Below are 25,647 nucleotides of genomic sequence, written 5' to 3'. Positions count from 1 at the left end.
CCACATTTCCCAGACCTTTCTGGCGGGGAAGTCACCACACGGCGACACGGATCCCAGCCCCGGCGTCCCGCGGAACCACGGCCGGCCGCCTGCTGGCGGCCCGTCCACTCGATCTTCGCGTCCCGCGGAACGCCCGGGGCGCGCTCGGCCTCGGGCACCAGACGGCCCAACGCCCGCGAGCGGCACGCGATCTCCGCGTCCCGCGGAACGGCACGAGGCCGCGCGCCCTTCACGCGCTGGCGCGCGGCCTGCGGGACGAACGCGATCTTCGCGGTCCGCGGAACGCGCGAGTCACCCAACAGCGCAGACCACACTTGACCTCGGCGTTCCGCGGCACGCGCGCCACCCAGAAACTTGATGGGGCCGGCGAGGGGGGCCGGAGAGGGCTCCGGAGGCGCGGGCATCAGGTACAGCGGCCGATGGGTCCGTCAACCGGCGGCCAAGGGTCAGAACGTCGGCGGTCAGGACGTCGGCCCTGTCACCAGACTGATACTGGATGGTCATGCGGAGGATTGTATAGACTTACGTCGAGGCTCGGTGCGCGGTTGTGGCTGCGCGCGGGCCGAGGTGCAGCAGACTCGGACATCTGCAGCCCCCGGCCGGTTGCGGGGCCGCGGACGTGATGCTCGGACGGGAGCGGGGACCACACATGAACATCAGTGAGCTCAAGGGCGAGAGCGTCGCGTTCTTCGCGTCGGGTGGGCTCGACAGCTGCACGGTGACCCACTGGATGGCCGCGCATGACGTGAAGGTCATCTGTTTCACCGCGGATCTGGGGCAGCCGGACGAGACCGAGGGGCTCGACGTCGTCGCCGAGCGGATGAAGGCCTGTGGCGCGGTCGAGGCGGTTGTCGTCCCGCTGCGGACCGAGATGGGTGAGGCGGGCATCCAGGCGATCCAGGGACTTACCCGCTACGAGGGTCGCTACTGGAATACCACGCCGCTCGGGCGGTACGTCACGATCCGTGGCGTGCTGCCACACCTGCTGGAGCGGGGCATCAAGATTCTCAGCCACGGCGCGACCGGCCGCGGCAATGACCAGGCCCGCTTCCAGCTCGTCCCGAACATGCTGACGCCCAGCATCTCGGTCTACGCGCCCTGGCGGGACCAGACTTTCCTCGACGCCTTCGGTGGCCGCGAGGAGATGATCGACTACTGCGAGAAGCACAACCTGCCGATCCGGGCGACCCGTAAGTCTCCCTACTCCACGGACGCGAACCTGTTGGGGCTCACCCATGAGGCCGGCGTGCTCGAATCCCTGGAGACGGGCGCGAACTTCGTCAGCCCGATCATGGGCGTGCGGCCGGTCGACGCTCCGGACTCCCCGGAGCTGGTGACCGTCGTGTTCGAGAAGGGCCGTCCGGTGTCGATCGCCGGTGAGGCGTTCTCCGACCCGGCGGACATTCTGGAAAAGGCGAACGCGATCGGCGGCCGGCACAGCGTCGGCATCAACCTGCACCTGGTGGAGAACCGGTTCGTCGGCGTGAAGTCGCGTGGCGTCTACGAGGCGCCGGGCATGGAGCTGATCGGCAGCGCGTACGAGTACCTGCTGCAGACGATCCTCGATCGGCGCGCCCGCAAGATCTTCCACTTCGCGGCCGATTTCCTGGGTGAGCAGCTCTACCAGGCGTACGGCGAGGATCTCGGCTCGCGGATGGCCCGCAAGGTCGTCGACGAGGTCGCCGAGCTGGCAACCGGCACTGTGACCCTGGAGCTGTACAAGGGAACGGTGAACTTCGCCGGCGCGAAGGACATCCCGCACTCGCTCTACAGCGAGGAGAACGCGTCGATGAGCCGGGTCGGTGCCTTCGACCACAAGGACTCCGAGGGATTCCTGCAGGTCCTCGGCGTCGGTGCGCGCACGGCGTCACACGCCGGCCAGGTGCCCGGCGTCCTCGAGACCAACTAGCGCCGCATCGCACCAGGTTCGCCTCATCCCGAGGCCAGCAAGATCGCTGTTTGCGCGCTCGCATGGCTGTAACCGCGGCGTTTTCGTGACCACGCGAGGGCCGAAACGGCGATCAAGCCAGCGGGCGGACCTGGCCGGACACGGCACTGGCTGGCGCCTCTCGTGATCATCGATAGATGCGTGCGCACGACTTGAGGTAGGACTCCCGCCGGACCGGTGATCATGGTTGCTCGCTCGACCATGGTTGGCGAGGCACTGGCCTCGCCTGTTCCGGGACGCGAAGGTCGGTCCGGACCTGATGTCTGCCGAGACCCGGGCCCGCCGCGACAGCCGCCGCGGACCCGGGTCTCGGCATGTCGTGAGCGTGTCGCGGGCAGTGACGGCCGGCATTCGGGACCCGTGGCCGACAGGTTGCCGGCCCGGCGGGTTACCGTAATAGGTGAACGGGCCACGATCGTCCTGATCGCGGCCGCCCTGGTCGGGCCGGCCGGCGGACGCCGCCGACCTGGCAGGGGATGTATCGCGTCGGTCAGCAGGGACCGACGCGGCATCAGTACCCTTCGGGGTCTTCCCGGCGCGTCTCGAGCGACGGGACCGGGCTCGACCGCTGGCTGTCGGCCAGCGCTCGTGGGACAGACCGCCGTCGCGACGGATATGTGCCGCCGTTCCGCTGTTGTGGACCGGCGGAAGCAGAGATGGGCGCCACCCGCGGCCTTGCGGGGATGACGTCAGTGACCGGCATCGGCCGGTGTTCAGCCAGAAGTCAACAGTGGACCGCCCACGATGGTGTGGGCTGATCGGAAGCGATAGACCATGTCGAGCTCTGCAGTCCCTCCCTCTCCCACAGGTGGGGAGCCGACCCATCGGTCGTCTTCCGGGTCCACCTCGTCCGGCCCGAGGCGCGCCGGCCGAGCCGGCGGCAGCGCTGGGCACGGCGGCGGGTTCCGCTCCGGTGGCGGTGCGGGTCAGGGCGGCGGGCGCTCTGGCGGCGGCGCAGGTCACGGTGGTGGGTTCCGCTCCGGTGGCGGTGCGGGTCAAGGCGGCGGGTTCCGTTCCGGTGGTGCTGGTCAGGGTGGCGGGTTCCGCTCGGGCGGTGCCGGTGGCGCGCGCCGGGCCGGCGGGCCGCCCCGGCCGGCTGGGACCGGCGGCGGGCAGGGGCCGAGCCGCGCCGGCACGTTCCGTCGAGACGATCGCCCCCGCGATGACCGTCCGCGTGACGACCGGCCCCGCGGCGAGGGACGCCCGTGGTCATCCGATCGTCCGGACCGGGCCGGCGCAGGGGACTCCCGTGGCGACCGGGCCGGCGGTCAGGGCGGTCGCTGGAACGACGGCGGTCGGCCGCGCGGCTCGGACAGCGGTTCTCGACCGGGCGGCGGCGGTGGCTACCGTGCCGCGGGCGCGGAGCGTAGCGGTGGCGAGCGCCGTCCCTACTCCGGCCCCGGCGGCGACCGGCGCGAGGGAGGCTTCCGACCGGGGGGCAGGCCGACCGGCGGTGGGTTCGACCGCCGCGGTGGCGACCAGGACCGACAGGGCCCGGGAGGTCGCCCAGTCGGCGGCTACCGACCGCAGGGCGGCACTGACGGTGGCGACCAGCGCCCCGAGCGGGCCGGCGAGAGCCGAACCGGCGGCGGTTGGTCGTCCTCCTCGTCGGCCGGGCCCCGTCGCTTCGGTCAGTCCGGCGGCGGGCCGCGCGGCGCGCGGCCGGGCGGCCAGGACCGGCCGAGCTGGCAGCAGCGGTCCAGTGGCGGCGAGCGGCGTGAGGGCTGGAGCCCCGACCGCGGCGCCTCGACGGACCGCGGCGGCTTCAACCGCGGCGGCTCGGCGGATCGCGGCGCCTCGGCGGACCGTGGTGGCTTCAACCGTTCCGGCGGCGGTCCCAACCGGGGCGCCTCGGCGGACCGCAGCGGGCCGGCGGACCGCGGTGGATTCAACCGCGGCGGTCCCGAGCGCGGTGGCACGGATCGTCCGTGGCAGGACCGCGGCGATCGTGGGAACTTCCGGCAGTCGCGGGACGGCGGACCACGTCAGTTCGACCGCGGCGGTGACAACGCGGGGCGGCCCAACCGCGGGCCCGGCGACCGGCCCCAGGGCGGCCCGCGCCGCGACGGCGCGCAGGGCGGCTGGACGGGTAGCCGGCCGGCCGGTTCAGGACGGCCGGACCGTGGCGACGGGCCGCGGGAGCGCTTCGAGCGGCCGAGGCCGTCCACCCGTCCGGACGACCAGCGGGGTGGGAACTTCCGGACATCCTCGGACGGCGCGCCACGGCGGCACGACGGCGACGGCGGTGCGCGCCCGGACCGAGGTGGTCCCGGCAGCCGTCCGACCGGCGGCGGCTTCCGCGGCGACCGGGGGAGTGGCGGCACGACTCGTGGCTACGAGGGCCGAGACCGGACCAGTGGCAGCGGGCCCAGTGGTAGCCGGCGGGACAGCGACGACCGCCCGGCGAGCCGGCCGTCCTACGGCGGGGATCGCCGGGTGGGCAATAGGGACAGTTCCAGGGGCCAGTCATCTGGTGGGTATCCCCGCCGCGACGACAACCGCGGACCGCGCGACAGCCAGGGCGGCGGTGCCGGCAGAACTGACGGTGCCAGCAGGAGTGACGGTTCCAGCAGGAACGACGGTGGCCGGCGAGACGGTGGCTACCGGTCGGACCGGGAGACCGGGCCGCGTCGCCCGGCCGGGCCGCCGGCGTGGGCTCTGCCCGCGGACCAGCAGCCGTCCGTAGCGCCCGCGCACGACGCCACCGCGGCCCGAGAGTCTGCCGCGTCCGGCAGCGCGACCGGCCCGGACCAGGCCGGTTCATCGGCGACGCCGGTCAGCGCGCCATCGACGTCTGCAGTGACGGGATCGGACTCGACGTCGACCGCGGCGAGCGGACCCGCCTCGAACGGTAGTGACGACGGTTCGGCGCCCCGCTCCACTGGGGGCTGGGCGGCAGCCGGTGGGACTGGCCGGCCCGCGCGGGACGGTGACGGGGGAGCCCGAGGCGACCGCGGTGGCCGGTTCGGTGACCGGCCGCGAAGTGGCGGCCCGGGACGGCCGGACGGACCGCGCGCCGGGTCTCGGGGCGGAGGTGGCCAGTCGGTGCGTCGTGCCGGCCGGACGACCGCCGAGCGGCGGTCCGCACCGCCCGAGCGGCGGTCGGTGCCGACCACCCGGCCCAAGGTGGAGGCGCCGCCGCTGCCCGAGGAGGCGCAGCCCGAACTGCTCGACCACGACGTCCGCAAGGAGCTGCGCGGCCTGCCGACCGGCCTCGCCGAAGTGGTGGCGCGGCATCTCGTCGCCGCCGCGATGCTGCTGGACGACGACCCGGCGCAGGCGCTCGCCCATGGCCGCACGGCCGCGAGCCTCGCAGCCCGGCTGCCCGTGACCCGGGAGGCCGCCGGGATCGCGGCCTACCACGCGGGTGAGTACGCGACCGCGCTGATCGAGCTGCGCGCCGCCCGGCGGATGGACGGCTCCGCCCGTTATCTGCCCATGATCGCCGACTCGGAGCGCGGTCTCGGGCGCCCGGAGCGGGCCGTCGCCTACCTGACGGACCCGGCCGCCGACGGGCTGGACGCGGCCGGCAAGGCCGAGCTGCTCATCGTCGGCTCCGGGGCCAGGCGCGACCTCGGCCAGCCCGAGGCCGCCGTCGTCCTGCTCGCGGACGAGGCGACCGGCCCGGGTGCCCCCCGGCCGTGGACCGCGCGGCTGCGCTACGCCTACGCCGAGGCGCTGCTCGACGCGGGCCGCGAGGCCGAGGCGGTGCGGGCCTTCCAGTCCGCCGCCGCGATCGACGAGGAGGGGGACACCGACGCCGAGGAACGCGCCTACGACCTGAGCACGCGGCTCCCCGAAGAGCCGGAGCCGTCGACGGCCTCGGCCCCGGAGGCCCCGGCGCCGACCACCGCGGCGACGCCCCAGACCTCGGCGACGCCGGAGACCCCGGCCAAGCCGGAGACCCCGGCCAAGCCGGAGACCCCGGCCAAGCCGGAGACCCCAGCCAAGCCGGAGACCCCAGCCAAGTCGGAGACCGCAGCGACGCCGGAGACCCCAGCCGCCTCGGCCGCGCCCGCCGCGCCGGCGGGGGCGGAGCGGGGCCTGCCCGCTCCCGAGGTCGGCAAGGGGTCCCTGCCGGTCGTCTTCGACGACGGCAGCGCGTCGCTCGCGCAGGCCGCCGCCGAGGCGGCCGAACGGGCGAAGGCGGCCGCAGCGGCGCCGCTGCCCGACCTGAGCGTCCTGTTCAGCGACCTGGGCCTGCGTGAGGTTCCGGTCGCCGAGCGGCGCCCGGTGGCACCGCCGGAGGTCGAGGCCGCCGACGACGACGTGGTGGACATCCTGGACGACGACGAGGACGACTCGGCCGACGAGTAGGACTCCTGACGACGAAGGCCCTGCTGCCGGTCAGCCCTCGTCGAGGAGGCGGATGAGCAGGCCGGTACGCGGCTTCGGGGTGAAGAGGGTCGACTTTCGCGGCATGCGCTCGCCGGCGCCGGCGACGGCGGTCACGTCGGCGACCGGGGTCGGGTTGAGCAGCAGGGCGGTCCCGTCGGTTCCGGCCGCGGCGATCGCCGCGGGAGCGTCGTGGAAGTAGTCGACGACGCCGACCTCGTCCGCCAGCCCCCAGACGTCGCTGATCAGCGTGAGGTGCGCGACCGTCACGTCGAGGCGCCGGAACGCCGCCGAACGGTCGGCCGGCAGGCTGCGGGCCAGCGCATCGGCACTCGGCTCGGCCAGCAGGTAGGCGTCCCGCCCGTCCGTGATGACGAAGGCGTGTCCGGTCTGGCCCGCCCTGGCCAGCTCGTCCAGCAGCGGCGCGACGTCCGCCGCCCCCGCCGCGGTCAGCCGGCGGACCGTGAACGCGCTCTCGGCGCGGCGGGCGGCCTCGACCACGCCCAGGCCGCGCACGGCCCGGTGGATCGGATGCACCTGCGGGCCGGACACCGTCGCGTCGACCAGGAACGTGAGGCCGAAGTCCCACGGGCCGTCGCCGTCGCCGGCCGCGCGCCGCTGCGCCTGGTAGTGCCGGTAGGTGGCGTACCGGTGATGGCCGTCCGCGATGACCGCGCGGCGTCCCAGCAGGTCCGCGGCGATCGCGTCGAGGGTCGGCTGATCGGTCAGCGCCCAGATCCGGTGCGAGACGCCATCGTCGGTGGTGGTGGCCAGCAGCGGCGGGGTCGCCACGGTAGCGGCCACGATCCGGCTGGTGTCGCCGCCGCCGTCGTAGAGCAGGAAGATCGGTTCGAGGTTGGCCTTCGTCGCCTGCTGCAGGGACAGCCGGTCCGAGACCGGGCCGGCCATGGTGTTCTCGTGCGGCAGGATGATGCCCGCGTCGGGGTCGGCCAGCGCGACCCCGCCGACCAGGCCGCGCTGCCGGTGGCCGTCCTGCTCCTCCTCGTAGACGTAGAGGGCTGGTGCGTCGTCGCGGGCCAGGACGCCGGACCGCAGCCAGTCGGCGAGCGTGGCGGCAGCCTGGGCGTAGCGGCTGCCCGGCTCGCCGTCCCGGTCCCGCGGCAGGATCAGCCGGACCGCGTTGTGCGGGTCGGCGGACTCCAGCGCGGTCACGCCGGCGTCGTCGATCACGTCGTAGGGCGGTGAGGTCAGCGCCGCGAGGTTCGCGTCCCCACCGGCGGCGGGGGTGAACCGGACCGCCCGAAACGGCGCGAGGACCAGGCCGGGAGGCGTCGGAACGGCGGCAGCGGCGGCGTCAACCATGGCCCGCATCGTAGGACGGCTGGCCGGCTCGACGGGCGATCGTGCGCCGGTCGAGCCTGCCTGACCGGGCCGCTTCGGGGCCTGGTGACGTCGGCGACCGAGCGGAGACGGTCGGTCAGGGGCGTGGCCGGGTAGGCCGGTGAGGTTAAGCGGAACGCGCGAAGGGACGTACGCGGCACGTCTTTGCGGCGACACTGGACGACGGGTCGGTATCCCGTTCCCGATTCCGGCGGGTCGCCGGCGGTCGTTCGGGCGTCTACGGGGATGGATGACGGTCCGCCGGGTTGGCGTGGACCGGGTTGGCGTGGGACGCCTTGGGAGGTGCTGATGTCCGAGCAGAACGGCGCGGGCGGTGAGCGGCCGAACGCAGCGGGGGCGCCCGCCGGTGAGGTCTACGACTGGTACACCCGCGGGGTCGCGCTCCATGGTCATGGCGACGCGAACGCGGCGGTGCAGCTGCTCGGGCACGCCGCCGCCGCCGAGCCGGCGTCACGCAGCGTGCGGGAGGCGCTGGCCCGGGCCCAGTTCGACGCCGGCCAGTACGACGCCGCGCTGGAGACCTTCGCCTGGATCGTGGCCCAGGACCCGACCGACGACTACGCGCAGTTCGGCCTCGGCATGGCGGCCCGGCGGACCGGCGACCTGCCGACCGCGATCGAGCACCTCGCGCTGGCGGCGGCGATGCGTCCCGACATCCAGCACTATGGCCGCGAGCTGCGCGGCGCCCGGGCGCAGAACAACCGGGCCCGCTCGGCGTGACCCTCGACCTGGCAACCCCGGCGGCGCCGGGCACGGTGCACGCGGCCTACGGGCCGCCGCTGGCAGCGTCGGCGGCGCCGGCCGAGCGGTTCGACGTCGCGCTGCTCGACCTGGACGGGGTGGTCTACCGCGGCGAGAGCGCGGTGGCACACGCCGCCGAGGCGATCGAGGCCGCCGGGCGGCGCGGGATGCGCAGCGCCTACGTCACGAACAACGCCCTGCGGACCCCGGAGGCGGTCGCGGCCCGGCTGGTCCGGTTCGGGATCCCCGTGCGGGCCGACGAAGTGATCACCTCCGCGCAGGCCGCGGCACACGTTCTCGGCGAGCAACTGCCGGCCGGGGCCGCCGTCCTCGTCCTGGGTGGCGAGGGGCTGCGGGCCGCCGTCACCGCCGAGGGGCTGCGTGCGGTGACCTCGGCCGACGACGAGCCGGCGGCGGTCGTCCAGGGGTTCGACCCCGAGCTGACCTACGCCCGGCTGGCCGAGGGTGCGCTGGCCGTGCGTGCCGGCGCGCGGTGGGTCGTGAGCAACGCCGACCTGACCGTGCCGACCGAGCGGGGCATCGCGCCGGGCAACGGCTCGCTGGTCGCGATGATCCGCGCGGCGACCGGCGCCGAGCCGCTGGTCGCCGGCAAGCCGGAGCCCGCGATGCACGCCGAGTCGGTGCGCCGCTCCCGGGCGGACCGGCCGATCATCGTCGGCGACCGGCTCGACACCGACATCGAGGCCGGCACCCGGTCGGGAACGCCGACGCTGCTCGTCCTCACCGGGGTGACGGGTGGCTCGGAGCTGCTCGCGGCCGGTCCGGTGCACCGCCCGACCCTGCTCGCCGCCGACCTGCGCGGCCTGTCGTACCCGCACCCCGCCGCCGAACCGCAGGCCGACGGCAGGGCCCGCTGCGGCGCCTGGACCTGTGACGTCGACGCCGAGGGCACGCTGCGCTGGCAGCAGGCAACTGTCGGGCCGGACGGGGCCAGCGGGGCCGGGAGCGATGACGGGCCGGCGGACGACGGGTTGGACGCGTTGCGAGCCGCCTGCCAGGCCGCCTGGACCGCCGCCGACGCCGGGCACCCGGTGCGCCGCCTCGCCGCCGACCGGCCGTCGTCCTGCGCCGACCTCACGGTCTAGCGCGCCGCCTCACGGTCCAGAGCAGCGCCTTGGGGTCTGGAGCAGGGATTTGGGGTCTAGAGCAGGGAGCGGACGCGCAGCAGGTCGCGGATGCTGGCGTCGACCTTGAGACGGCCGGTCGCCCAGGCGGACGTGACCGCGAGCCGGCCCGAGGTGACGGCGATCAGGTCGTCGCTGCTGAGGGTGAAGGTGATCTGCGCGGACCGCGCCCCTTCGGCGATGTCGCGCAGGCTGCCGTCGCGCAGCTCGGCGACGTAGGAGGTGCCCAGATCGGGCAGCCGGCACATCAGGGTGCGATTCGGGGCGCTCGGCGGCCGCCCGGCCTTCCCCAAGGCATCGAGGCGGTCGGCGAGCCCGCGCAGGGCGGCCTCGCACTGCTCCCGGTCCGCCACGATGACAGCCCTCCCGCGTGTGCGCTTCCCGATCCGGCCGGCCTGGTCGCACCGCCCGCCGTCCGCCGGCGGGGACGCCGGCCGACGCCGCGGACCTCGGGCCGCACCGGGCCGGCGGGAGACGCGCGCCTTCACCGTCCTACCTGCTCACGGCCCGCGTCGCCCGGCGAGGCCTGCCGTGGCCGCTGCGCCCGCGGGCCCCGCCCGGATCGCCAGGGGGAGGGCACCCGCGCGCGGAGCGGGCGGATCCGGCACGAGCCGGGCTGGCCGCAACCGTCACGTACCGACCGGACGGCGATTCCTGCCGCGTGGCCGGGCCGGTTCGGGCCGGCCCACGGGTCCAGGTGGTCCGTGGCCGCGGGCGAGCACCGGGTCTTCACAAGTTCTGGCCGGCTGTGGGCGACACTAGCGTAGGGACGACCGGACACCGGCCAGACAATCCGAGAGCGTCGGCTGGACGTCGAGGATGCGCGCTGGTGCGCCCGGACATCAACCGCGGGAGGCAGGACAGGTGACCACCGAGCCGGCTATGCCGCAGCCGGGCCCGGCGACCGGCCCAGGAGGCGTCGGCGCGGGCCCCGTGGGCTCGGCGCCGCGCGGTGCCGAGCCCGCCGCCGACCTGCCCGCCAGTGCCGCCCCTGCCGGTGCCGCGCCTGCCGGTATGGCGCCGCCGGCGGGGGAGGACGGCCTGCGGGCGGCGAGCGCCCGGCTGAGCGAGCTGCCGGGGCTGCCGGTGGCCGAGCACGTCGCGGTCTTCGAGGAGGTGCACCGGCTGCTGTCCGGCACCCTCGCCGAGCTGGACGCGGCCGAGGGCGTCGAGGGTGCCGGTCCCGGCGGTGCTGTCGCCGCCGGAGCTCGGCCGCCCGGTCCACACCGGCCAGGCCAGCCGCCGCGGCCCGGTGCGCCGGGCCAGCCGGCCGGACGGCCCTGGCCCGGTGGCGCCCCAGGAGGCGGCCCGCGGCCCGGTCCGCCGCTGCCGGGACCTGGCGGCCCACGGTGAGCCCCACGGAGCGCCGGCCGTGACGACACGCAGGATGCGTCTGGACGGCGAGCTGGTTCGGCGTGGCCTTGCCCGGTCGCGGGAGCAGGCCGTCGAGACGATCGCCGCCGGTCGCGTGCTGGTCGCAGGCCGGGTCGCGACGAAGCCGGCGACGGTGGTCGGCCTCGACACGTCGATCGCGCTGACGGCTGGCGACGACCCCGGCTACGCCTCCCGCGGCGCTCACAAGCTGCTGGGCGCCTTCGCCGCCTTCGGCGTCCCGCCGCTGCGCGACCGCGCCGAGCAAGCGACTGAGCCCGCTGCCCCAGCCGAGCCCGCGGAGGCATCGGCGACGCGGACGGCGGATGGGGTGGCGGGGCCGGCCGAGGCGGGGGGTCCGGCAGGTGGTCCGTCGCTGCGGGTCGCCGGACGGCGGGCGATGGATGTCGGGGCGTCGACCGGAGGGTTCACGGACGTGCTGCTGCGGGCCGGGGCGGCGAGCGTCGTCGCCGTGGACGTCGGATACGGCCAGCTCGACTGGCGGCTACGCACCGACCCCCGGGTCCGGGTGCTGGACCGCACGAACGCCCGCACCCTGACGCCGCAGCTGGTGGGCGCTCCCGTCGACCTGGTCGTGGGCGACCTCTCGTTCATCTCGCTGCGACTGGTCCTGCCGGCCCTGGTCACCTGCGCGGCCGACGGCGCCGATCTCGTCCTGCTGGTCAAGCCGCAGTTCGAGGTCGGCCGGGAGCGGCTCGGTGCCGGCGGTGTCGTCCGTGACGTCGCGTTGCACGCCGTGGCGGTCGAGGACGTGGCCCGCGCGGCCGCCGAGCTGGGCCTCGGCGTGCGCGGGATCGTCGCGAGCCCACTGCCGGGCCCGGCTGGCAACGTCGAGTACCTGCTGTGGCTCAAGGTCGGCGCGCCGCCGCTGGACCCGGCCGACCTGGCCGCCGCGATCGCGGCAGGACCGGCGGGACCGGCGGGACCGGCGGGACCGGCGGGTGACGGCGCACCCCCGGCCGCCAAGGCTCCGGACCACGCGACCCCGGACCCCCAGGCGCTGGAGACTCAGGCGCTGGAAACCCAGGCCGCAGAGACCCTGACCATCGACAACACGGCTTCAGCCGGTGGAAAGGCGGGGCGGCGATGAGCAGGGAAGTTCTGGTGCTGACCCACCCGCGCCGGGACGGGATGGCGGAGCGGGCCAGCTGGGTGCTGGACCGGCTCGCCGCCGCCGGGATCGCGCCGCGGATGCTGGCCGACGAGGCGGAGATCCTCGGCCTGACCGCGGTGAACACGGTCCCGCGCGACGACGAGGCGGCGGTCGGCGTCGAGCTGGTCCTGGTCCTCGGCGGCGACGGCACCCTGCTGCGCGGCGCGGAGCTCGCCCGCTCGGCCGACATCCCGTTGCTCGGCGTCAACCTCGGCCACGTCGGCTTCCTCGCCGAGGCGGAGCCGGACGCGATGGAGTCCACGATCGACGCCGTGATCCGCAAGGAGTACCGCGTCGAGGAACGGATGACGGTCGACATCACGATCCGGTTCGGCGGCCAGGTCGTGCACACCGGTTGGGCTCTCAACGAGATGTCCCTGGAGAAGGCCGAGCGGGCCAAGATGCTGGAGTGCGTGCTCGGCATCGACGGCCGGCCGCTGTCGCGGTGGGGCTGCGACGGGGTGATCTGCGCGACGCCGACCGGGTCGACCGCCTACGCCTTCTCGGTCGGTGGCCCTGTGCTGTGGCCGGGGGTGGACGCTCTGCTGGTAGCCCCGATCAGCGCGCACGCGCTGTTCGCCCGGCCGCTGGTGCTCGCCCCGACGTCGACAGTCGCGATCGAGGTGCTGGAGCCGGTGCCGGCGGTGCTGTACTGCGACGGCCGGCGCGCGGTCCCGGTCGCGCCGCACTCCAGGGTCGAGGCCGCGCGGGGCAAGCGGCCCGTGTTGCTGGCCGTGGTGCACCCCCGGGCGTTCACCGACCGCCTGGTGGCGAAGTTCCACCTGCCCGTCGAGGGCTGGCGGGGCCGTGCCGCCAGGGAGAACGGCTTCGCCGAGCCGATCGGCGGCTTCACCGTCGACGAGCCGCCGCGGGCGTGACCGCCGGGCGGGTGATCCGCCGCGCCGCGCGCCCGACATGTCCCTTGCTTCCGGCTGTCATAGCCATGCCCTAGAGTTCGGGACGTGCTCGAGGAGATTCGGCTGCGTGGCCTCGGGGTCATCGATGATGCCGTCCTCGACCTCGCGGCGGGCCTCACGGTCGTGACAGGTGAGACCGGCGCAGGCAAGACGATGATCGTTCAAGGCCTCGGTCTGCTGACCGGCGGCCGGGCCGACTATGGCCTGATCCGCCCCGGCTACGACCGCGCCTTCGTCGAGGGTCGGCTGGTGATCTCGCCCGACTCGCCGACCGCGGCCCGGGTCCGTGAGGCCGGCGGCGAGCTCGACGAGGGCGGCGTGCTCGTCATCGGCCGCACGCTGATCTCCGATGGCCGCTCCCGGGTCCAGGTCGGTGGCCGGGCGGTCCCCGCGAGCCTGCTCGCCCAGCTCTCCGAGGACCTCGTCGCCGTGCACGGCCAGTCCGAGGCGCAGCGGCTGCTGAAGACGTCGACCCAGCGGGCCGCCCTCGACCGGTTCGCCGGCGAGGCCGTCGCCAAGCCACTGACCCGCTACGGCGAGCGGTACACCCGGCTCGCCGCCGTGCGCGCGAAGCTCGCCGACATCACCGAGCGCTCCCGGGAACGGGCCGCCGAGGCGGAGTCGCTGCGTTCCCGGCTCGCCGACATCGAGCGGATCGGGCCGAGCGCCGGCGAGGACGTCGCGCTCGACACCGAGTTGCGCCGCCTGGAGCACGCCGAGGCGTTGGTCCGGGCCGCTGAGACGGCCCATGCGGCCCTGGTCGCCGACCCGGCGGCCGGTGACGGCTCGCCCGGCGCCGTCGACATGGTCTCCGCGGCCCGCCGCGTCGTCTCGGCCGAGGGCGACCTCGACCCCGAACTCGCCGACCTCGGCACCCGGATCCGCGAGGCCGGCGTCCTGCTCGCCGACGTCGCCGCCGACCTCGCCTCGTACGCCGCCGGCATCGACGCCGACCCGGTGCGCCTCTCCGCCGCGCAGGAACGCCGCGCCGACCTCGCCGCGCTCACCCGCGCGCACGGGACCGACGTCGACGGTGTGCTCGCCTGGGCCGAGGAGGCCGGGACCCGGCTGCTGGAGCTCGACGGCGGCGCCGACTCGGCCGAGGCACTGGTCGCCGAGCGGGACGCGTTGCTCGACGACCTGGCCGATCTCGCCGGGCAGGCCTCGTCGGCCCGGTCGCGGGCCGCGCACGAGTTCGGCGAGCGGGTCGCCGCCGAGCTCGCCGGTCTGGCCATGCCCCGGGCCCGGGTGGTCGCGGTCGTCTCCCAGCGGGACGACCCGGCCGGCCTGGCGATGTTCGGGCGCAAGGTCGCGTTCGGCCCCGGCGGCGTGGACGACGTCGAGCTGCGGCTGGTCCCGCATCCCGGCGCCCCGGCCCGGCCGGTGCACAAGGGCGCGTCCGGCGGTGAGCTGTCCCGGGTCATGCTCGCGATCGAGGTCGTGCTGGCCGCGGACGACGCCGGCGTGACGATGGTGTTCGACGAGGTCGACGCCGGGGTGGGCGGCCGGGCCGCGGTCGAGATCGGCCGGCGGCTGGCGAAGCTCGCCCGGACCCACCAGGTCATCTGCATCACCCACCTGCCGCAGGTGGCGGCGTTCGCCGACCGGCATCTGGTCGTCTCGAAGGCCTCCGACGGGTCGGTCACCCGCAGCGGTGTCACCGCGCTCGACGACGCGGGCCGGGTCCGTGAGCTGTCCCGCATGCTGGCCGGCCAGGAGGACTCGACGCTCGCCCGCGGCCACGCCGAGGAGCTGCTCGCCGCGGCCGCGGCCGACAAGGCCGGCCCGTAGGTCCGTCGCTCGCGGGACGACTCCACCCGAGGGGGACGGAGGCCACGTCCGGGGACGCGGAGGATAGCGCGGCGACATGTTACTGTGAAGTCCCGTGGGCCAGGCGCAGGCTTGGGCACCCTAACCGGCCAGCTCAGACCGGCGAACCCAGACCGGCTAACTCAGCACCGGCACCCAGGACCACGGGAGTGTGTGTGGCGCAGGCACGCAGCAGTAAGCACATCTTCGTCACCGGTGGGGTGGCTTCCAGCCTCGGCAAGGGGCTGACGGCTTCCAGCCTCGGCCGGTTGCTCAAGGCCCGGGGCCTGCGGGTGACCATGCAGAAGCTGGACCCGTATCTCAACGTCGACCCCGGCACGATGGACCCGTTCCAGCACGGCGAGGTCTACGTGACCGGCGACGGTGCCGAGACCGACCTCGACGTCGGCCACTATGAGCGCTTCCTGGACGTCGAGCTCGACGGCAGCGCGAACGTCACGACCGGCCAGGTGTACTCGGCCGTCATTGCCCGCGAGCGGCGCGGCGACTACCAGGGCCAGACCGTGCAGGTCGTCCCGCACATCACCGACGAGATCAAGGACCGGATCCGCCGGCTGGCGAGTCCCGACGTCGACGTCGTCATCACCGAGGTCGGCGGCACAGTCGGCGACATCGAGTCGCTGCCGTACCTGGAGGCGATCCGCCAGGTCCGCCACGAGGTCGGCCGGGAGAACGCGCTGACCGTCCACGTCAGCCTGGTGCCCTACCTCGCCCCATCCGGCGAGCTGAAGACCAAGCCGACCCAGCACTCCGTCGCCGCGCTGCGCAGCATCGGCCTGCAGCCCGACGCGCTGGTCTGCCGGTCCGACCGGCCGCTGTCGGAGGCGCTCAAGCGCAAGATCGCGCTAATGTGTGACGTCGACGACGAGGCCGTCGTCGGCGCGCCGGACGCCTCGTCCATCTACATGATCCCGAAGGTGCTGCACCAGGAGGGGCTGGACGCGTACGTCGTGCGCCGGCTCGGCCTGTCGTTCCGGGACGTCGACTGGACCGAGTGGGACACTCTGCTGCGCCGGGTCACCCGGCCGAGGCACCGGATCACCGTCGCGATGGTCGGCAAGTACATCGACCTGCCCGACGCCTACCTCTCGGTCACGGAAGCTGTGCGGGCCGGCGGGTTCGCTGTGGACGCGGGCGTCGACGTCCGCTGGGTCGCCTCCGACGACTGCTCCTCGCCCGAGGTCACCGCCGCACTGCTCGACGGGATCGACGCGATGGTCATCCCGGGCGGCTTCGGTGTCCGCGGCATCGAAGGCAAGATCAACGCGCTGCGGCACACCCGCGAGCACGGCATCCCGACGCTGGGGATCTGCCTCGGCCTGCAGTGCATGGTGATCGAGGCGGCCCGCGGGCTCGGCGGCCTGGCCAAGGCCAACTCCACCGAGTTCGACGCGGACACCCCGCACCCGGTGATCTCCACGATGGCCGACCAGCGCGACGTCGTCGCCGGCAAGCGCGACCTGGGCGGCACGATGCGGCTCGGGCTCTACCCCTGCAAGCTCGGACCGGGCACGATCGCCCGCCGCGAGTACGGCGCGCCGGAGGTCCCCGAACGGCACCGCCACCGCTACGAGGTCAACAACGACTACCGCGACCGCCTGACCGCCGCCGGCCTGGTCTTCTCCGGCACGTCACCGGACGGCCGGCTGGTCGAGGTCGTCGAGCTGCGCCCGGACGTGCACCCGTTCTACGTCGGCACCCAGGCGCACCCCGAGTTCCGGTCCCGGCCGACGCGGGCGCACCCGCTGTTCCGCGGCCTCGCCTCGGCCGCTGTCGCCTACGCGGACCGCCGCCGGGGCGTGCTGCCGGTGGATCTCGACGCCGCCCCGGCGACACCGGCCGCCGGCACGCTCGGCGACGACGCGGCGCTGGTGACCTCGTGACCCACACCTCCCCGCAGACCTCCTCGGCAGGCGCCGGGCCCGGCTCCCAGACCAGCCACACCTACGAGGTCGCCGAGAGCACCACGCCGTACCAGGGGCGGATCATCGCGATCCGCCGCGACCTGGTCCGGATGCCGGACGGCGATGTGGCGCAGCGCGACGTCGTCGTCCACCCGGGTGCCGTCGGCGTCGTGGCGCTCGACGACGCCGAGCGGGTCGTCATGGTCTTCCAGTACCGGCACCCGGTCCGCCGGCCGCTGTGGGAGCTGCCGGCCGGCATCCTCGACGAGCCCGGCGAGCCGGCGTCCGTCGCGGCCGCCCGGGAGCTGGCCGAGGAGACCGCGCTGCGCGCCGAGCGCTGGTCGGTGCTCGCCGACGTCTGGGCGTCGCCGGGGATGACCGACGAGGCGTTCCGGGTGTTCCTCGCCCGTGGGCTCTCCGAGATCCCGGTCGGCGAGCGGTACGTCCCGGTGCACGAGGAGGCCGAGATGACCGTCGCCCGGGTGCCGCTGGACGAGGCCGTCACCCGGGTGCTCGACGGTGACATCTCGAACGCGATGGCCGTCGTCGGCATCCTCGCCGCCGCGCGGGCCCGCGACATCGGCTTCGCCACCCTGCGCCCGGCCGACGCCCCCTGGGCCGCCCGCCCGACCAACCAGGGCTGAGGCGCGCCGGCTAGCCGTTCCCGGTCAGGACCCCGGTCGCCTCGTCGACGACGACCGGGGCCGTCGCCACCAGCGTCACCGCGTTCAGCGCGAACGCCTGCGCGACCCCGGGGACGGTGAACGTGCCGTCCCAGACGACCGTCAGGGTGATCTGGTAGGGGCCCGGCTGCTTGTACTCGTGGTCGACGTAGGCGTCCGGGAAGTCGCGGGGTGAGATCGCCGCGTCGTACGGCCGCCCGGGCGAGTTCGGGCCGGTGGCGCCGTCACCGAAGTCCCAGTGGTAGGTCGGTACGGCGGTGATCGTGGCGAGCACCGGCTGGTCGACGTTGAACGCGAAGGCCGGCGGGATCTGGGTGTACACGATGGTCTGCAGCCCGGTGAAGCTGTGGGCACCGGGCTGAATCGTCAGCGTCGGTTTCGGGAGCAGCTGGTTCTTCAGGTAGTCGGCCAGCTGCGCCCGGACGGTCGCCAGCGGGATGCCGTTCGTCGGGTCGGCGAGCCAGGCCTGGCAGCCGGCGACCGCCTGGTTGTAGTCGGCCAGCTCCTGCGCCGTCATGTTCGGGCTCGGGCCGACCGCGAGCAGCAGGTCGCAGACCGCCGCCGGGTCCGGTGGGCAGGTCGCGCCGCAGCCCGTGCCGCCGGCCACCGGACCGCTCCCCAGCGGGACCCGGATGAGCTCGCCGCCCTGGTAGCGGTACTGGTAGCCGTTGTCGGTCGTCCTGGTGTCGCAGGTGGCCCACAGGACACTGCCGCACGGCACCGTCGCCGCGGACGCGGCACCGACCGGCCCGGCCGTCGCGAGCAGGGCGCCGAGCATGGCGACGAGAAGGATCTTGACTGACAGTGCTGTCCCGATCCGGCTCCCGACCCGGCGCGGGCCGCGCGGCGGCCCGCGGTGCGTGCCGGGGGCCGGCCTGCTCGACGCTGTCACGGCTGCCTCCGGGTGTAGCGGATCGTCTGGATGCGCCAGCCGGCCCCGGTGAGGGCGAGCTCCGCGGTGCCGGACCGGACGGGGACGCCGGGCGCCTCGTCGACGCGGCGGCCGGCCGGGTCGACGAGCCCCACGGAGCTGGTCGTGGCGAGGAAGGTCACCGCGCACGCGAGGCCGGCCCGAGGCCGCGCGTCGACTGCCGTGACCGCGTAGGGGTCCGCGTCGGTGCGCAGGCCGCGCTGCGCCAGGTCGCGGGTGACGCCGACGTCGAGGGCGCACGCCTGGCAGCCCGGCAACGCCAGTGCCGCCACGTCAGCGACCCGGCCGGCCCGGCTCGCGGCGTCGATCTCGGTGAAGTACGCGGTGACGACCCCGGCCGCGGCGCCCGGCGAGTCGCTCGCCCCCGCCACGGCGCCGGCCCCCGCTGTGGTGCTGGACCCCACCGTGGTGCCGGCCCCCGGTGTGGTGCTGGGGGTGCCGGCCGGTTGGCCAGTGATGCTCGCGGCCGGGGCGGAGCCCGCGACCGCCGGCGCGGCGGCCCCCGCTGGCTCGCCGCCCCCGCAGCCGGTCAGCGCTAGCACCAGCGAGACCCCGAGGCCCGTCACCAGTGCCCCGGCCGGTGGCACGGGGCGCCGAGGCCGGCCGGCGGCCGGTCCAGCTGGCTGGTTGGCGATCATGTCGAACCGCCTCGTCGGGCGCGGCCCGCGTCGGGGCGGTGCGGAGGGTTCTCGACCCGGATAGACGCCGTGCTCCGCCCGCGGGTTGCCCTCGCGGACAGGACTGTCCAGGTCGCGGCGTCCGTAGCGGATCGGACGTATGCGGCGTAACGTGACGAGGCGGCTCCGTTCCGCACAAGCTGTCAGAATAGCTCCGCGGCGCCCTCCGGTGGACGGCGCTTCACGAAGAACTGTCGGCGGTAGGTCCTACTATTCAGGCTGATGATGAACGCGCCGAGGCACGCGCCCAGCCACGCGTCAGGGTGCAGCAGGACCCGGCGGTCGAAGTGACCGCCGCGCCTGACCCTGACCCGGCGCGGAAGCCTGACCCGGCGCGGGAACCTGCCATAGCGCCGGACGACACGGTGGCGTCGGATCCCCAAGGCGCGGTGGACCCCGGCGAGCTGGTGGCGCGGTATCTCGGCCATCTGGCGGGGGAGCGGGGCCTCGCTCACAACTCGGTCCTGGCCTATGGGCGGGACCTTCGCCGGTATCACGAGTATCTGACGGCCCGCGGGCTGACCTCGCTGGCCGACGTCGATGAGGCGACCTTGGGCGAGTTCGCCGCCGCGCTGCGCGGCGGCGACGGCGAGCACCCGCCGCTGGCCGCCGCGTCGGTCGCCCGGATGCTCGTCGCCGTTCGCTCGCTGCATCGGTTCGCCCAACGGGAGGGCGCCCTCGTCGAGGACGTCTCGCAGCCGGTCCGCCCGCCGGCCCCACCGCGGCGGCTACCCAAGGCGCTGACCGTCGACCAGGTGCTGGCCGTACTCGTCGCCGCCGGTGGCGCCGCGCCTGACGCCGAACGTGCCGGGTCTGACGCCGAACGTGCCGCACCTGACGCAGAACCTGCCACGCCTCGCGCCGAACGCGCCGCCGCGCAGCCGGCCGAGCGAGTCGAGCCGGCCGAGGCGACCGACGAGCCGGACGCCGAGAGCCTGGCCGAGCGGGCTGAGGCCGTCCGCCGGCTACGGTCCGCGGCGCTGCTGGAGCTGCTCTACGGCACCGGGGCGCGGATCTCGGAGGCGGTCGGCCTCGACCTCGACGACCTCGACCTGGACCAGGTCACCGCGTCGGTGCGGCTGCGCGGCGGCAGCGGGCGTGACCGGGTGGTGCCGCTCGGCCGGTGCGCGGTGGCGGCGCTGTCGCTCTACCTGAGTCGGGGCCGGCCCGTGCTGGAGTCACCGGGATCCGGCACGGCCGTGTTCCTGTCCCGGCGGGGTGGCCGGCTGTCCCGGCAGAGTGCCTGGTCGGCGTTGCGGGCCGCGGCCGAGGCGGCCGGGATCGAGGGGGTGTCGCCGCATGTGCTGCGCCACTCGTTCGCCCTGCACCTGCTCGACGGCGGCGCGGACGTCCGGGTGGTGCAGGAGCTGCTCGGGCACGCGTCGGTGCGCACGACCCAGATCTACACGCTGGTTCCGGCGGACCAGCTCCGCGAGGTCTACGCGGCGGCCCACCCGCGGGAGCTGGAACCGGCCGGGAACCTGTCGACGGGACGGGCACCCGACGCCGCCCGTCCCGCGCTGCCGCCGCAGCCAGGCCCGGACCGGCTCGGGACGGGCCAGCTGGTCTAGCCGCGCCTGCTGGCGTGCGACGACGATCCGACCAGGCCGGATCCTCGTCGCGGCACGGCGACCCCCGAGGGTCAGTCGACCCCGAGGGTCAGCGGCTGTCCGTTCAGGCGGGGGAGTACGGGCCGAGGCTCGGCATGCCGTTGGACCCCTGCGGCGCCGGCACTCCGGGCGGGCCGCTGCGCTCGGCCAGCGTCTCGCCGACCTTGCGCGCGATCGCTTCCATCAGTCGCAGCGCCTGCGGCAGCGACAGGTTGAGCACTACTTCGCTGTCGTTCGTCATCGCGAAGCGAACCGAAACGTCCGCCATTGCCCGACCTCTCCCACCTGTCGCCAAAGATCCTGCTGCTGAAGATCTTGCCGCCGAAGATCCTGTTGATGCTAGTTGACCCGAACGGTACGGCCCATCCTCACCCGTGGTGTACGGGGGGTTGGGTGCGATCCGCGGCACGTTACGCATCGTCACCCCTGCGCTGCCGACGGTCGTTCGCGTCGACGGATATCCGATCGTCACGGAATGTCACTCCTTTGCGTGACGGCGCCGGGCTGCCGATGGCGGCTGAACGCGCCCGAGACGCGCGGGAGACGGCTGTTCAGGTTCTGTACCTGATCAACTTCTGTACCTGATCAACTCGTGTGCCTGATCAACTTCTGCATCTGATCAACTTCGTAGCTGTCGTGTTGATGCTCTTATGTTCCCTCATGTGACTTTGTCACAGGTAGCCGGGTCGGGGCGCGCCGGACGCCGGTGACCGGTCGGCCGCGCGGCGGCGCCGGCGCTCGCGGGCCCTCGGTCACGCAACGCACGCGCAATCGGCTACCCACCAGCCGGTGTGGCCCTCGTCGGCGGTCCGCGCGTCGACCTCGCGGTTCGGGCACGATGGGCTGGTGAGCGCTTCCGAAGACGTGTCCTCTCTGTCCATCGGCATCCTGGGCGGCTCCGGGCCGCAGGGCGGCGGGCTGGCGATCCGGTTCGCCGCGGCCGGCCACAAGGTGGTCATCGGCTCCCGGTCCGCCGAGCGTGGCGCGGAGGCGGCCGCCAAGCTGTCCGCCCCGAGCCGGGCCGTCGAAGGCACCGACAACGCGGGCGCCGCCGAGCAGGCCGACATCGTGATCATCGCGGTGCCGTGGGAGGGCCACGGCGAGCTGCTCGCGAGTCTGCGCAAGGAGCTCGCAGACAAGATCGTGATCGACTGCGTGAACCCGCTCGGCTTCGACAAGGGCGGCGCCTACCCGCTGCCGGTCGAGGAGGGCAGCGCCGCACAGCAGGCGGCGGCCCTGCTGCCAGACAGCACGGTGACGGCCGCGTTCCACCACGTCTCGGCGGTGCTGCTCGCCGACGAGTCGATCGCCGAGGTCGACACCGACATCCTCGTGCTCGGCGACGACCGGGCCGCCACGGACGTCGTCCAGGCGCTGGCCGAGCGCATCCCGGGCATGCGGGGCATCTACGCGGGCAAGCTGCGCAACGCCGGTCAGGTCGAGGCGTTCACGGCCAACCTCATCTCCATGAACCGCCGCTACAAGGCGCATGCGGGCATCCGCATCACCGACGTCCCGCACGTCGAGCCGGCCTGACGTGAGCGGGTGACCGCGTCGGACGACCTGGTCCGCGACGACTCGGTCCGCGACGACCTGGGGCTCGCGGTGCGCGTGCCGCGGCGGGTCGAGCGGGTGGTCTCGCTGGTCCCCAGCCTGACCGAGTCGATCGCGGTCAGCGCGCCCGGGCTGCTCGTCGCCGCGACGGACTGGTGCACCCATCCGGGCGACCTCGACGTCACCCGGATCCGCGGCACCAAGAACCCGGACGTCGAGACGATCGTGCGGCTCGGGCCCGACCTGGTGGTCGCCAACGCGGAGGAGAACCGGGAGCCGGACCTGGCCGCCCTGCGCGCCGCCGGCCTCGCCGTCTGGGTGACCGCGCCGACGACGGTCCCGGCGGCGCTGGCGAGCCTCGACCGGATGCTGGTGGCCGCCTGCCGGCTGCCCAGGCCCGGCTGGCTGGACGAGGCGGTGACGGCCTGGCGGGAGCAGCCAGCGGGGCCGCGCCGGCGCGCGGTCATCCCGATCTGGCGCCGGCCCTGGATGGCAGTCGGCCGGGACACGTTCACCGGCGACGTCCTCGCCCGTCTGGGCGTCGACAACGTGCTCGCCGGCCACGCCGAGCGTTACCCGCGGATCACGATCGCCGACCTGCCGGCGCACGACCTCGTCGTGCTCCCCGACGAGCCCTACGCGTTCAGCCCGACCGACGGCCCGGAGGCGTTCACCGCCCCGTCGGTGTGCGTCTCCGGACGCCACCTCACCTGGTACGGCCCGTCTCTCGCCGAGGCCCGCGCCGTCCTGCGGGGCCGGTTTGAGACCGCGCTCTGACCGGCCGGACCGCACCAGGGCTCGTGAGGGGTCCCTGCCTCCGACGGTGACGGCGTCTGACGGGTGACCGCGTCCGACGGGTCACTGCGCCTGAGCCGCCACCGGGAGCGGGACCGGTCGGGTCCAGCAGTCGGTCGTGACCGGCGGCTCCCCGGACAGGACGAGGCAATTCCTCGCGGCGTCGCCATACGGGTCGGCCGCGGCGAGGTCCGCGGTCAGGATCGCCATCTGCCGCGAGTCGGCGACCTGGGACGCGTGGAAGTCGACGGACCCGGTCGTACCGGCGCGCGGGTCGACCAGTCCGCCATCCTCGGGCAGCAGATCCAGGTTTCCGGGCTTCGTGGGCGTGGGCGCCTGCCTGATCCAGTTGACCAGCACGTCGATGTTGAACGGACTGGCCTGCGCGGTGTGGTCAACGGCCTCCAGCACGAGCTTGGCCGCGTCATACGCGATCGCCGTCCGTTCGTCGGTCCAGTGTGGCCCGGGCGGGACCGGCGGCGCGGTGTACGCGTACATCGCCCGCAGCCGGGTGCAGAACTGCGGCAGCTCGGGCGCGAGCCGCGTCGTCATGTCGCCGAGGTTGCCGTCCGCGCAGGAGGTACCGGACAGGGCCGCGCCCGGGCCCTTCGAGACGACCGGGAAGACCGAGCTCTCCTGGCGGGTGTACTCGGTGACGTACTGGGTGATGGAGTCGTCGGCGACGAGGAGCGGGCCGCCGCGGCGGGTGCCCAGGCAGCCCGCGCTCGTCAGCGAGCCGAAGTCCTCGGCGCGTCCGGCGTAGAAGACGAGGTCGTCGGCACCCACCCCGGGCCCGGTGGTGCCGCTGGCCGGTGGGCACGCGACGCGCATCCAGTCGTCGACGGATGGCGCCCCGGGACAGCCACCCGCCTGCCAGCCGTGCCGCGTCGTCTCCAGGCCGGAGTGCACCGCCTGGTTGACCATGTCGCGGACCAGCGTGAAGACGTAGCGGTCCGCCTCGTCCGGCATGGCCTGCCCGTCGCCGCCGCAGCTGCCCTTCGGGTAGAGGATGTCGATCCGCCGCCGGTGGTTCAGCAGCGCGTAGTCGGCGACTAGCAGCGCCTCCCGCGAGTTCTGCGGCTCCATCTGGAGATAGGTCGAGCTGGAGTCCGAGAGGCCGTCACCGGACAGCGTCGTGCCGAGCGTGAGGATCTTGTGGTTTCCGAAGTCGGTGATCGCCTGGATGGTTGTCGCCTGCGAGCGGTCCATGCCGACGATCGCGGCGACGGCCTGGTCGGGGTCCCGCGCTAGGGGGACCAGCTGGTCGCGCGCCACCCGGTCGGCCTGGTCCATGTACAGCCCGCCGCTGGCGATGAGGATGCGCAGGATCGGGCCGTCCTGCCCGCGGTCCTGGCCCAGGTGGAGGGGGGAGGAGGCCGGGACGGTGACCGGGTCGGAGGGTGCCGGACGGCACGGTGAGCCGTCGCGGCTGTCCACGACGATGTTCTCCTGGCGCTGCCAGGTCAGCAGGCCGAGCAGCTCGGCCACCTGGGCGGCGGCCCATGGCAGGCGGCTGCCCCCCGGCCCGGTCTTCGGGGCGCCGAGGCCGGCGAAGTAGACCAGCGTCACGAACGTTCGCGACGGATGGCGGCCCCGCAGCACCTTGGCGCAGGCGTTCTGCTGCTGGATGTCCTTCTGGACGCCGACCAGCTCGGCCCCCGACTGGTCGGTTCCGGCGGCGCCGCGGCCGAACTGGAACGACCCGTCGCTGTAGCCGACGCATTCGCCGCCTACCCAGGCCAGCGACGAGAGGCTGCCCTTGGGCGCTGAGCAGCCATGGTTGTCCGGGGCGACATAAACCACGACCAGGACACTCAGGACGACGAGCACCGTCAGGACTCCGGCGGATGGCAGCAGCGGGGGCCACTTGAACGACAGCGACGGGGGAGCCAGTACGGTCGTCCTGCGCTGGTTCGCCACTGAATCCGGCTTACGGTCACCTTCGCTGGAGATTTGGCGCGAGTTCTGCCGAAGGTTCTCGGTGATCCCCGTCTTTTCCGTTTCCGGCCCCGGCTTCACTGGGGGCTCTGAGACCCGCGCCGACGGTTGTTCCGGTGCAGCAAGGTGCCACGCCAGTTCCTTGAAGACTTCGTTTCTGGGCCAGCGGACCAGCACCCATTCCAGCAGGTCTCGAAAGGGCAGCCTGTGTGTGCAGGCGATGCCGTTCTTGAGTTTCTGCAGGACGTCACCCCAGAGCAGGTCTGGGTCCATGACTCCTTGCAGCAGCCGCGCCGGCGCCAGGCCAATCGAGTCCCACAGCACCTGGGCAATCTCGCCACGGTCCTGGTAAAGGTGCGCGAGCATGGTACGCAGCCGAGCGAGCTCGGATTCACTGAACTCGATGTCGTCGGCTCCCGCGTCGAAGGCGGGGCCGTTCGGAAACTCGGTCAAGGTCACCCCGTAGTCAGGACCGCGCCGCCCGATAGCCAATTGTTGGCGATCAGCGTAACGGGTCGGTTGGCCGGTTCCAGCCACGACGTGCCGGAACGCCCTGACGTGCCGCCGACACGGCGCCCCCCATGTTCGGGCCGCCAGTACTGGAACCAAATGCCGCGATGCCGCTTAATAGGCGCACCTGAAGACGGGGAAAACAAAGCGGGCGCCCCGCCGGCGCGGGGCCGCGGGGGGGCCCGGCCGGGGGGGCCCCCGGGCGGGCGCCCCCCCCCGGGG

19 protein-coding genes are annotated in these 25,647 nt (G+C 74.2%); 13 read left to right on the top strand and 6 right to left on the bottom strand.

The genetic code is table 11. The features are described from left to right. Nucleotides 1–649 precede the first annotated feature (649 nt). Complete coding sequence (gene argG, locus I6A60_RS34600; RefSeq protein WP_203017308.1) at nt 650–1,909, top strand: argininosuccinate synthase; 1,260 nt, start codon at nt 650–652, stop codon at nt 1,907–1,909. A 3,084-nt stretch (nt 1,910–4,993) separates the two neighbouring features. Continuing rightward, nucleotides 4,994–6,265: a tetratricopeptide repeat protein gene (locus I6A60_RS34595; RefSeq protein ID WP_203017216.1), complete on the top strand. Its 1,272-nt coding sequence runs from the start codon at nt 4,994–4,996 to the stop codon at nt 6,263–6,265. A 30-nt stretch (nt 6,266–6,295) separates the two neighbouring features. On the opposite strand, the gene I6A60_RS34590 is transcribed toward I6A60_RS34595, so the two are convergent. After that, nucleotides 6,296–7,615 carry a DUF1015 domain-containing protein gene (locus I6A60_RS34590; protein ID WP_203055793.1) on the bottom strand — a complete coding sequence of 440 codons (1,320 nt, stop codon included), beginning with the start codon at nt 7,613–7,615 and terminating at the stop codon, nt 6,296–6,298. 318 nt (nt 7,616–7,933) lie between these two features. Between I6A60_RS34590 and I6A60_RS34585 the strand changes: the two genes are divergently transcribed. Next, the gene (locus tag I6A60_RS34585) at nt 7,934–8,365 is read left to right on the top strand and encodes a tetratricopeptide repeat protein (protein ID WP_013422900.1); all 432 of its coding nucleotides are present in this window, start codon (nt 7,934–7,936) and stop codon (nt 8,363–8,365) included. Continuing rightward, nucleotides 8,362–9,492 carry an HAD-IIA family hydrolase gene (locus I6A60_RS34580; RefSeq protein ID WP_203017244.1) on the top strand — a complete coding sequence of 377 codons (1,131 nt, stop codon included), beginning with the start codon at nt 8,362–8,364 and terminating at the stop codon, nt 9,490–9,492. The genes I6A60_RS34585 and I6A60_RS34580 overlap by 4 nt, the downstream gene beginning before the upstream one ends. A gap of 56 nt (nt 9,493–9,548) precedes the next feature. Here I6A60_RS34580 and I6A60_RS34575 read toward each other — a convergent pair whose 3' ends face one another. Further along, entirely contained in the window at nt 9,549–9,884 is a 336-nt protein-coding gene (locus I6A60_RS34575; protein ID WP_203042499.1) for an SCP2 sterol-binding domain-containing protein, read from the bottom strand. A 511-nt stretch (nt 9,885–10,395) separates the two neighbouring features. Here I6A60_RS34575 and I6A60_RS34570 point away from each other — a divergent pair. The 6 genes from I6A60_RS34570 (at nt 10,396) to I6A60_RS34545 (ending at nt 17,371) form a co-directional block, all read left to right on the top strand. Next, entirely contained in the window at nt 10,396–10,884 is a 489-nt protein-coding gene (locus I6A60_RS34570) for a hypothetical protein (protein WP_203042500.1), read from the top strand. Nucleotides 10,885–10,903: 19 nt separating this feature from the next. Continuing rightward, nucleotides 10,904–12,013: a TlyA family RNA methyltransferase gene (locus tag I6A60_RS34565; RefSeq protein ID WP_374113430.1), complete on the top strand. Its 1,110-nt coding sequence runs from the start codon at nt 10,904–10,906 to the stop codon at nt 12,011–12,013. Next, entirely contained in the window at nt 12,010–12,954 is a 945-nt protein-coding gene (locus I6A60_RS34560) for an NAD kinase (RefSeq protein ID WP_203025304.1), read from the top strand. Before I6A60_RS34565 ends, I6A60_RS34560 begins: the two co-directional genes overlap by 4 nt. Nucleotides 12,955–13,038: 84 nt before the next feature. Next, nucleotides 13,039–14,784 (top strand): DNA repair protein RecN, encoded by a 1,746-nt coding sequence (gene recN, locus I6A60_RS34555; RefSeq protein ID WP_203025303.1) that lies wholly within the window; start codon nt 13,039–13,041, stop codon nt 14,782–14,784. 194 nt (nt 14,785–14,978) lie between these two features. After that, nucleotides 14,979–16,706 (top strand): CTP synthase, encoded by a 1,728-nt coding sequence (locus I6A60_RS34550; protein ID WP_203025302.1) that lies wholly within the window; start codon nt 14,979–14,981, stop codon nt 16,704–16,706. Beyond that, nucleotides 16,703–17,371, top strand: a complete 669-nt coding sequence (locus tag I6A60_RS34545; RefSeq protein ID WP_307874010.1) for an NUDIX hydrolase — start codon at nt 16,703–16,705, stop codon at nt 17,369–17,371. Before I6A60_RS34550 ends, I6A60_RS34545 begins: the two co-directional genes overlap by 4 nt. 10 nt (nt 17,372–17,381) lie before the next feature. On the opposite strand, the gene I6A60_RS34540 is transcribed toward I6A60_RS34545, so the two are convergent. Together I6A60_RS34540 and I6A60_RS34535 are read right to left on the bottom strand one after the other, a co-directional pair. Then, complete coding sequence (locus I6A60_RS34540) at nt 17,382–18,302, bottom strand: PKD domain-containing protein (protein ID WP_203025301.1); 921 nt, start codon at nt 18,300–18,302, stop codon at nt 17,382–17,384. Continuing rightward, nucleotides 18,299–18,979 carry a hypothetical protein gene (locus I6A60_RS34535; protein ID WP_203025300.1) on the bottom strand — a complete coding sequence of 227 codons (681 nt, stop codon included), beginning with the start codon at nt 18,977–18,979 and terminating at the stop codon, nt 18,299–18,301. Before I6A60_RS34535 ends, I6A60_RS34540 begins: the two co-directional genes overlap by 4 nt. A gap of 404 nt (nt 18,980–19,383) precedes the next feature. On the opposite strand from I6A60_RS34535, the gene I6A60_RS34530 reads away from it, so the two are divergent. Further along, nucleotides 19,384–20,589: a tyrosine-type recombinase/integrase gene (locus tag I6A60_RS34530; RefSeq protein ID WP_307874009.1), complete on the top strand. Its 1,206-nt coding sequence runs from the start codon at nt 19,384–19,386 to the stop codon at nt 20,587–20,589. 103 nt (nt 20,590–20,692) lie between these two features. Here I6A60_RS34530 and I6A60_RS34525 read toward each other — a convergent pair whose 3' ends face one another. Then, complete coding sequence (locus I6A60_RS34525; RefSeq protein ID WP_203025298.1) at nt 20,693–20,896, bottom strand: hypothetical protein; 204 nt, start codon at nt 20,894–20,896, stop codon at nt 20,693–20,695. A 575-nt stretch (nt 20,897–21,471) separates the two neighbouring features. Between I6A60_RS34525 and npdG the strand changes: the two genes are divergently transcribed. After that, the gene (gene npdG, locus I6A60_RS34520) at nt 21,472–22,164 is read left to right on the top strand and encodes an NADPH-dependent F420 reductase (protein WP_203025307.1); all 693 of its coding nucleotides are present in this window, start codon (nt 21,472–21,474) and stop codon (nt 22,162–22,164) included. Between the two features lie 9 nt (nt 22,165–22,173). Next, nucleotides 22,174–22,959, top strand: coding sequence for a helical backbone metal receptor (locus I6A60_RS34515; RefSeq protein WP_307874007.1), 786 nt, complete (start codon nt 22,174–22,176; stop codon nt 22,957–22,959). 81 nt (nt 22,960–23,040) lie between these two features. Here the strand turns inward: I6A60_RS34515 and I6A60_RS34510 are convergent, their stop codons facing one another. Continuing rightward, a complete protein-coding gene (locus I6A60_RS34510) occupies nt 23,041–25,368 on the bottom strand; it encodes an effector-associated domain EAD1-containing protein (protein WP_203025297.1) in 2,328 nt (775 codons plus the stop codon). Between the last annotated feature and the right edge of the window lie 279 nt (nt 25,369–25,647).

The organism is Frankia sp. AgB1.9, from assembly GCF_016786355.1.
Taxonomy (GTDB): domain Bacteria; phylum Actinomycetota; class Actinomycetes; order Frankiales; family Frankiaceae; genus Pseudofrankia.
Note: the sequence above shows the minus strand (reverse complement) of the source record. Positions and strands in the feature narration are given on the sequence as shown.

Excerpts from the sequence above, each read along its gene's own strand:
- I6A60_RS34590 (WP_203055793.1), bottom strand. The coding sequence starts at position 7,615 with ATGCGGGCCATGGTTGACGCCGCCGCTGCCGCCGTTCCGACGCCTCCC.
- I6A60_RS34585 (WP_013422900.1), top strand. The coding sequence starts at position 7,934 with ATGTCCGAGCAGAACGGCGCGGGCGGTGAGCGGCCGAACGCAGCGGGG.
- I6A60_RS34535 (WP_203025300.1), bottom strand. The coding sequence starts at position 18,979 with ATGATCGCCAACCAGCCAGCTGGACCGGCCGCCGGCCGGCCTCGGCGC.
- I6A60_RS34560 (WP_203025304.1), top strand. The coding sequence starts at position 12,010 with ATGAGCAGGGAAGTTCTGGTGCTGACCCACCCGCGCCGGGACGGGATG.
- argG (WP_203017308.1), top strand. The coding sequence starts at position 650 with ATGAACATCAGTGAGCTCAAGGGCGAGAGCGTCGCGTTCTTCGCGTCG.
- I6A60_RS34525 (WP_203025298.1), bottom strand. The coding sequence starts at position 20,896 with ATGGCGGACGTTTCGGTTCGCTTCGCGATGACGAACGACAGCGAAGTA.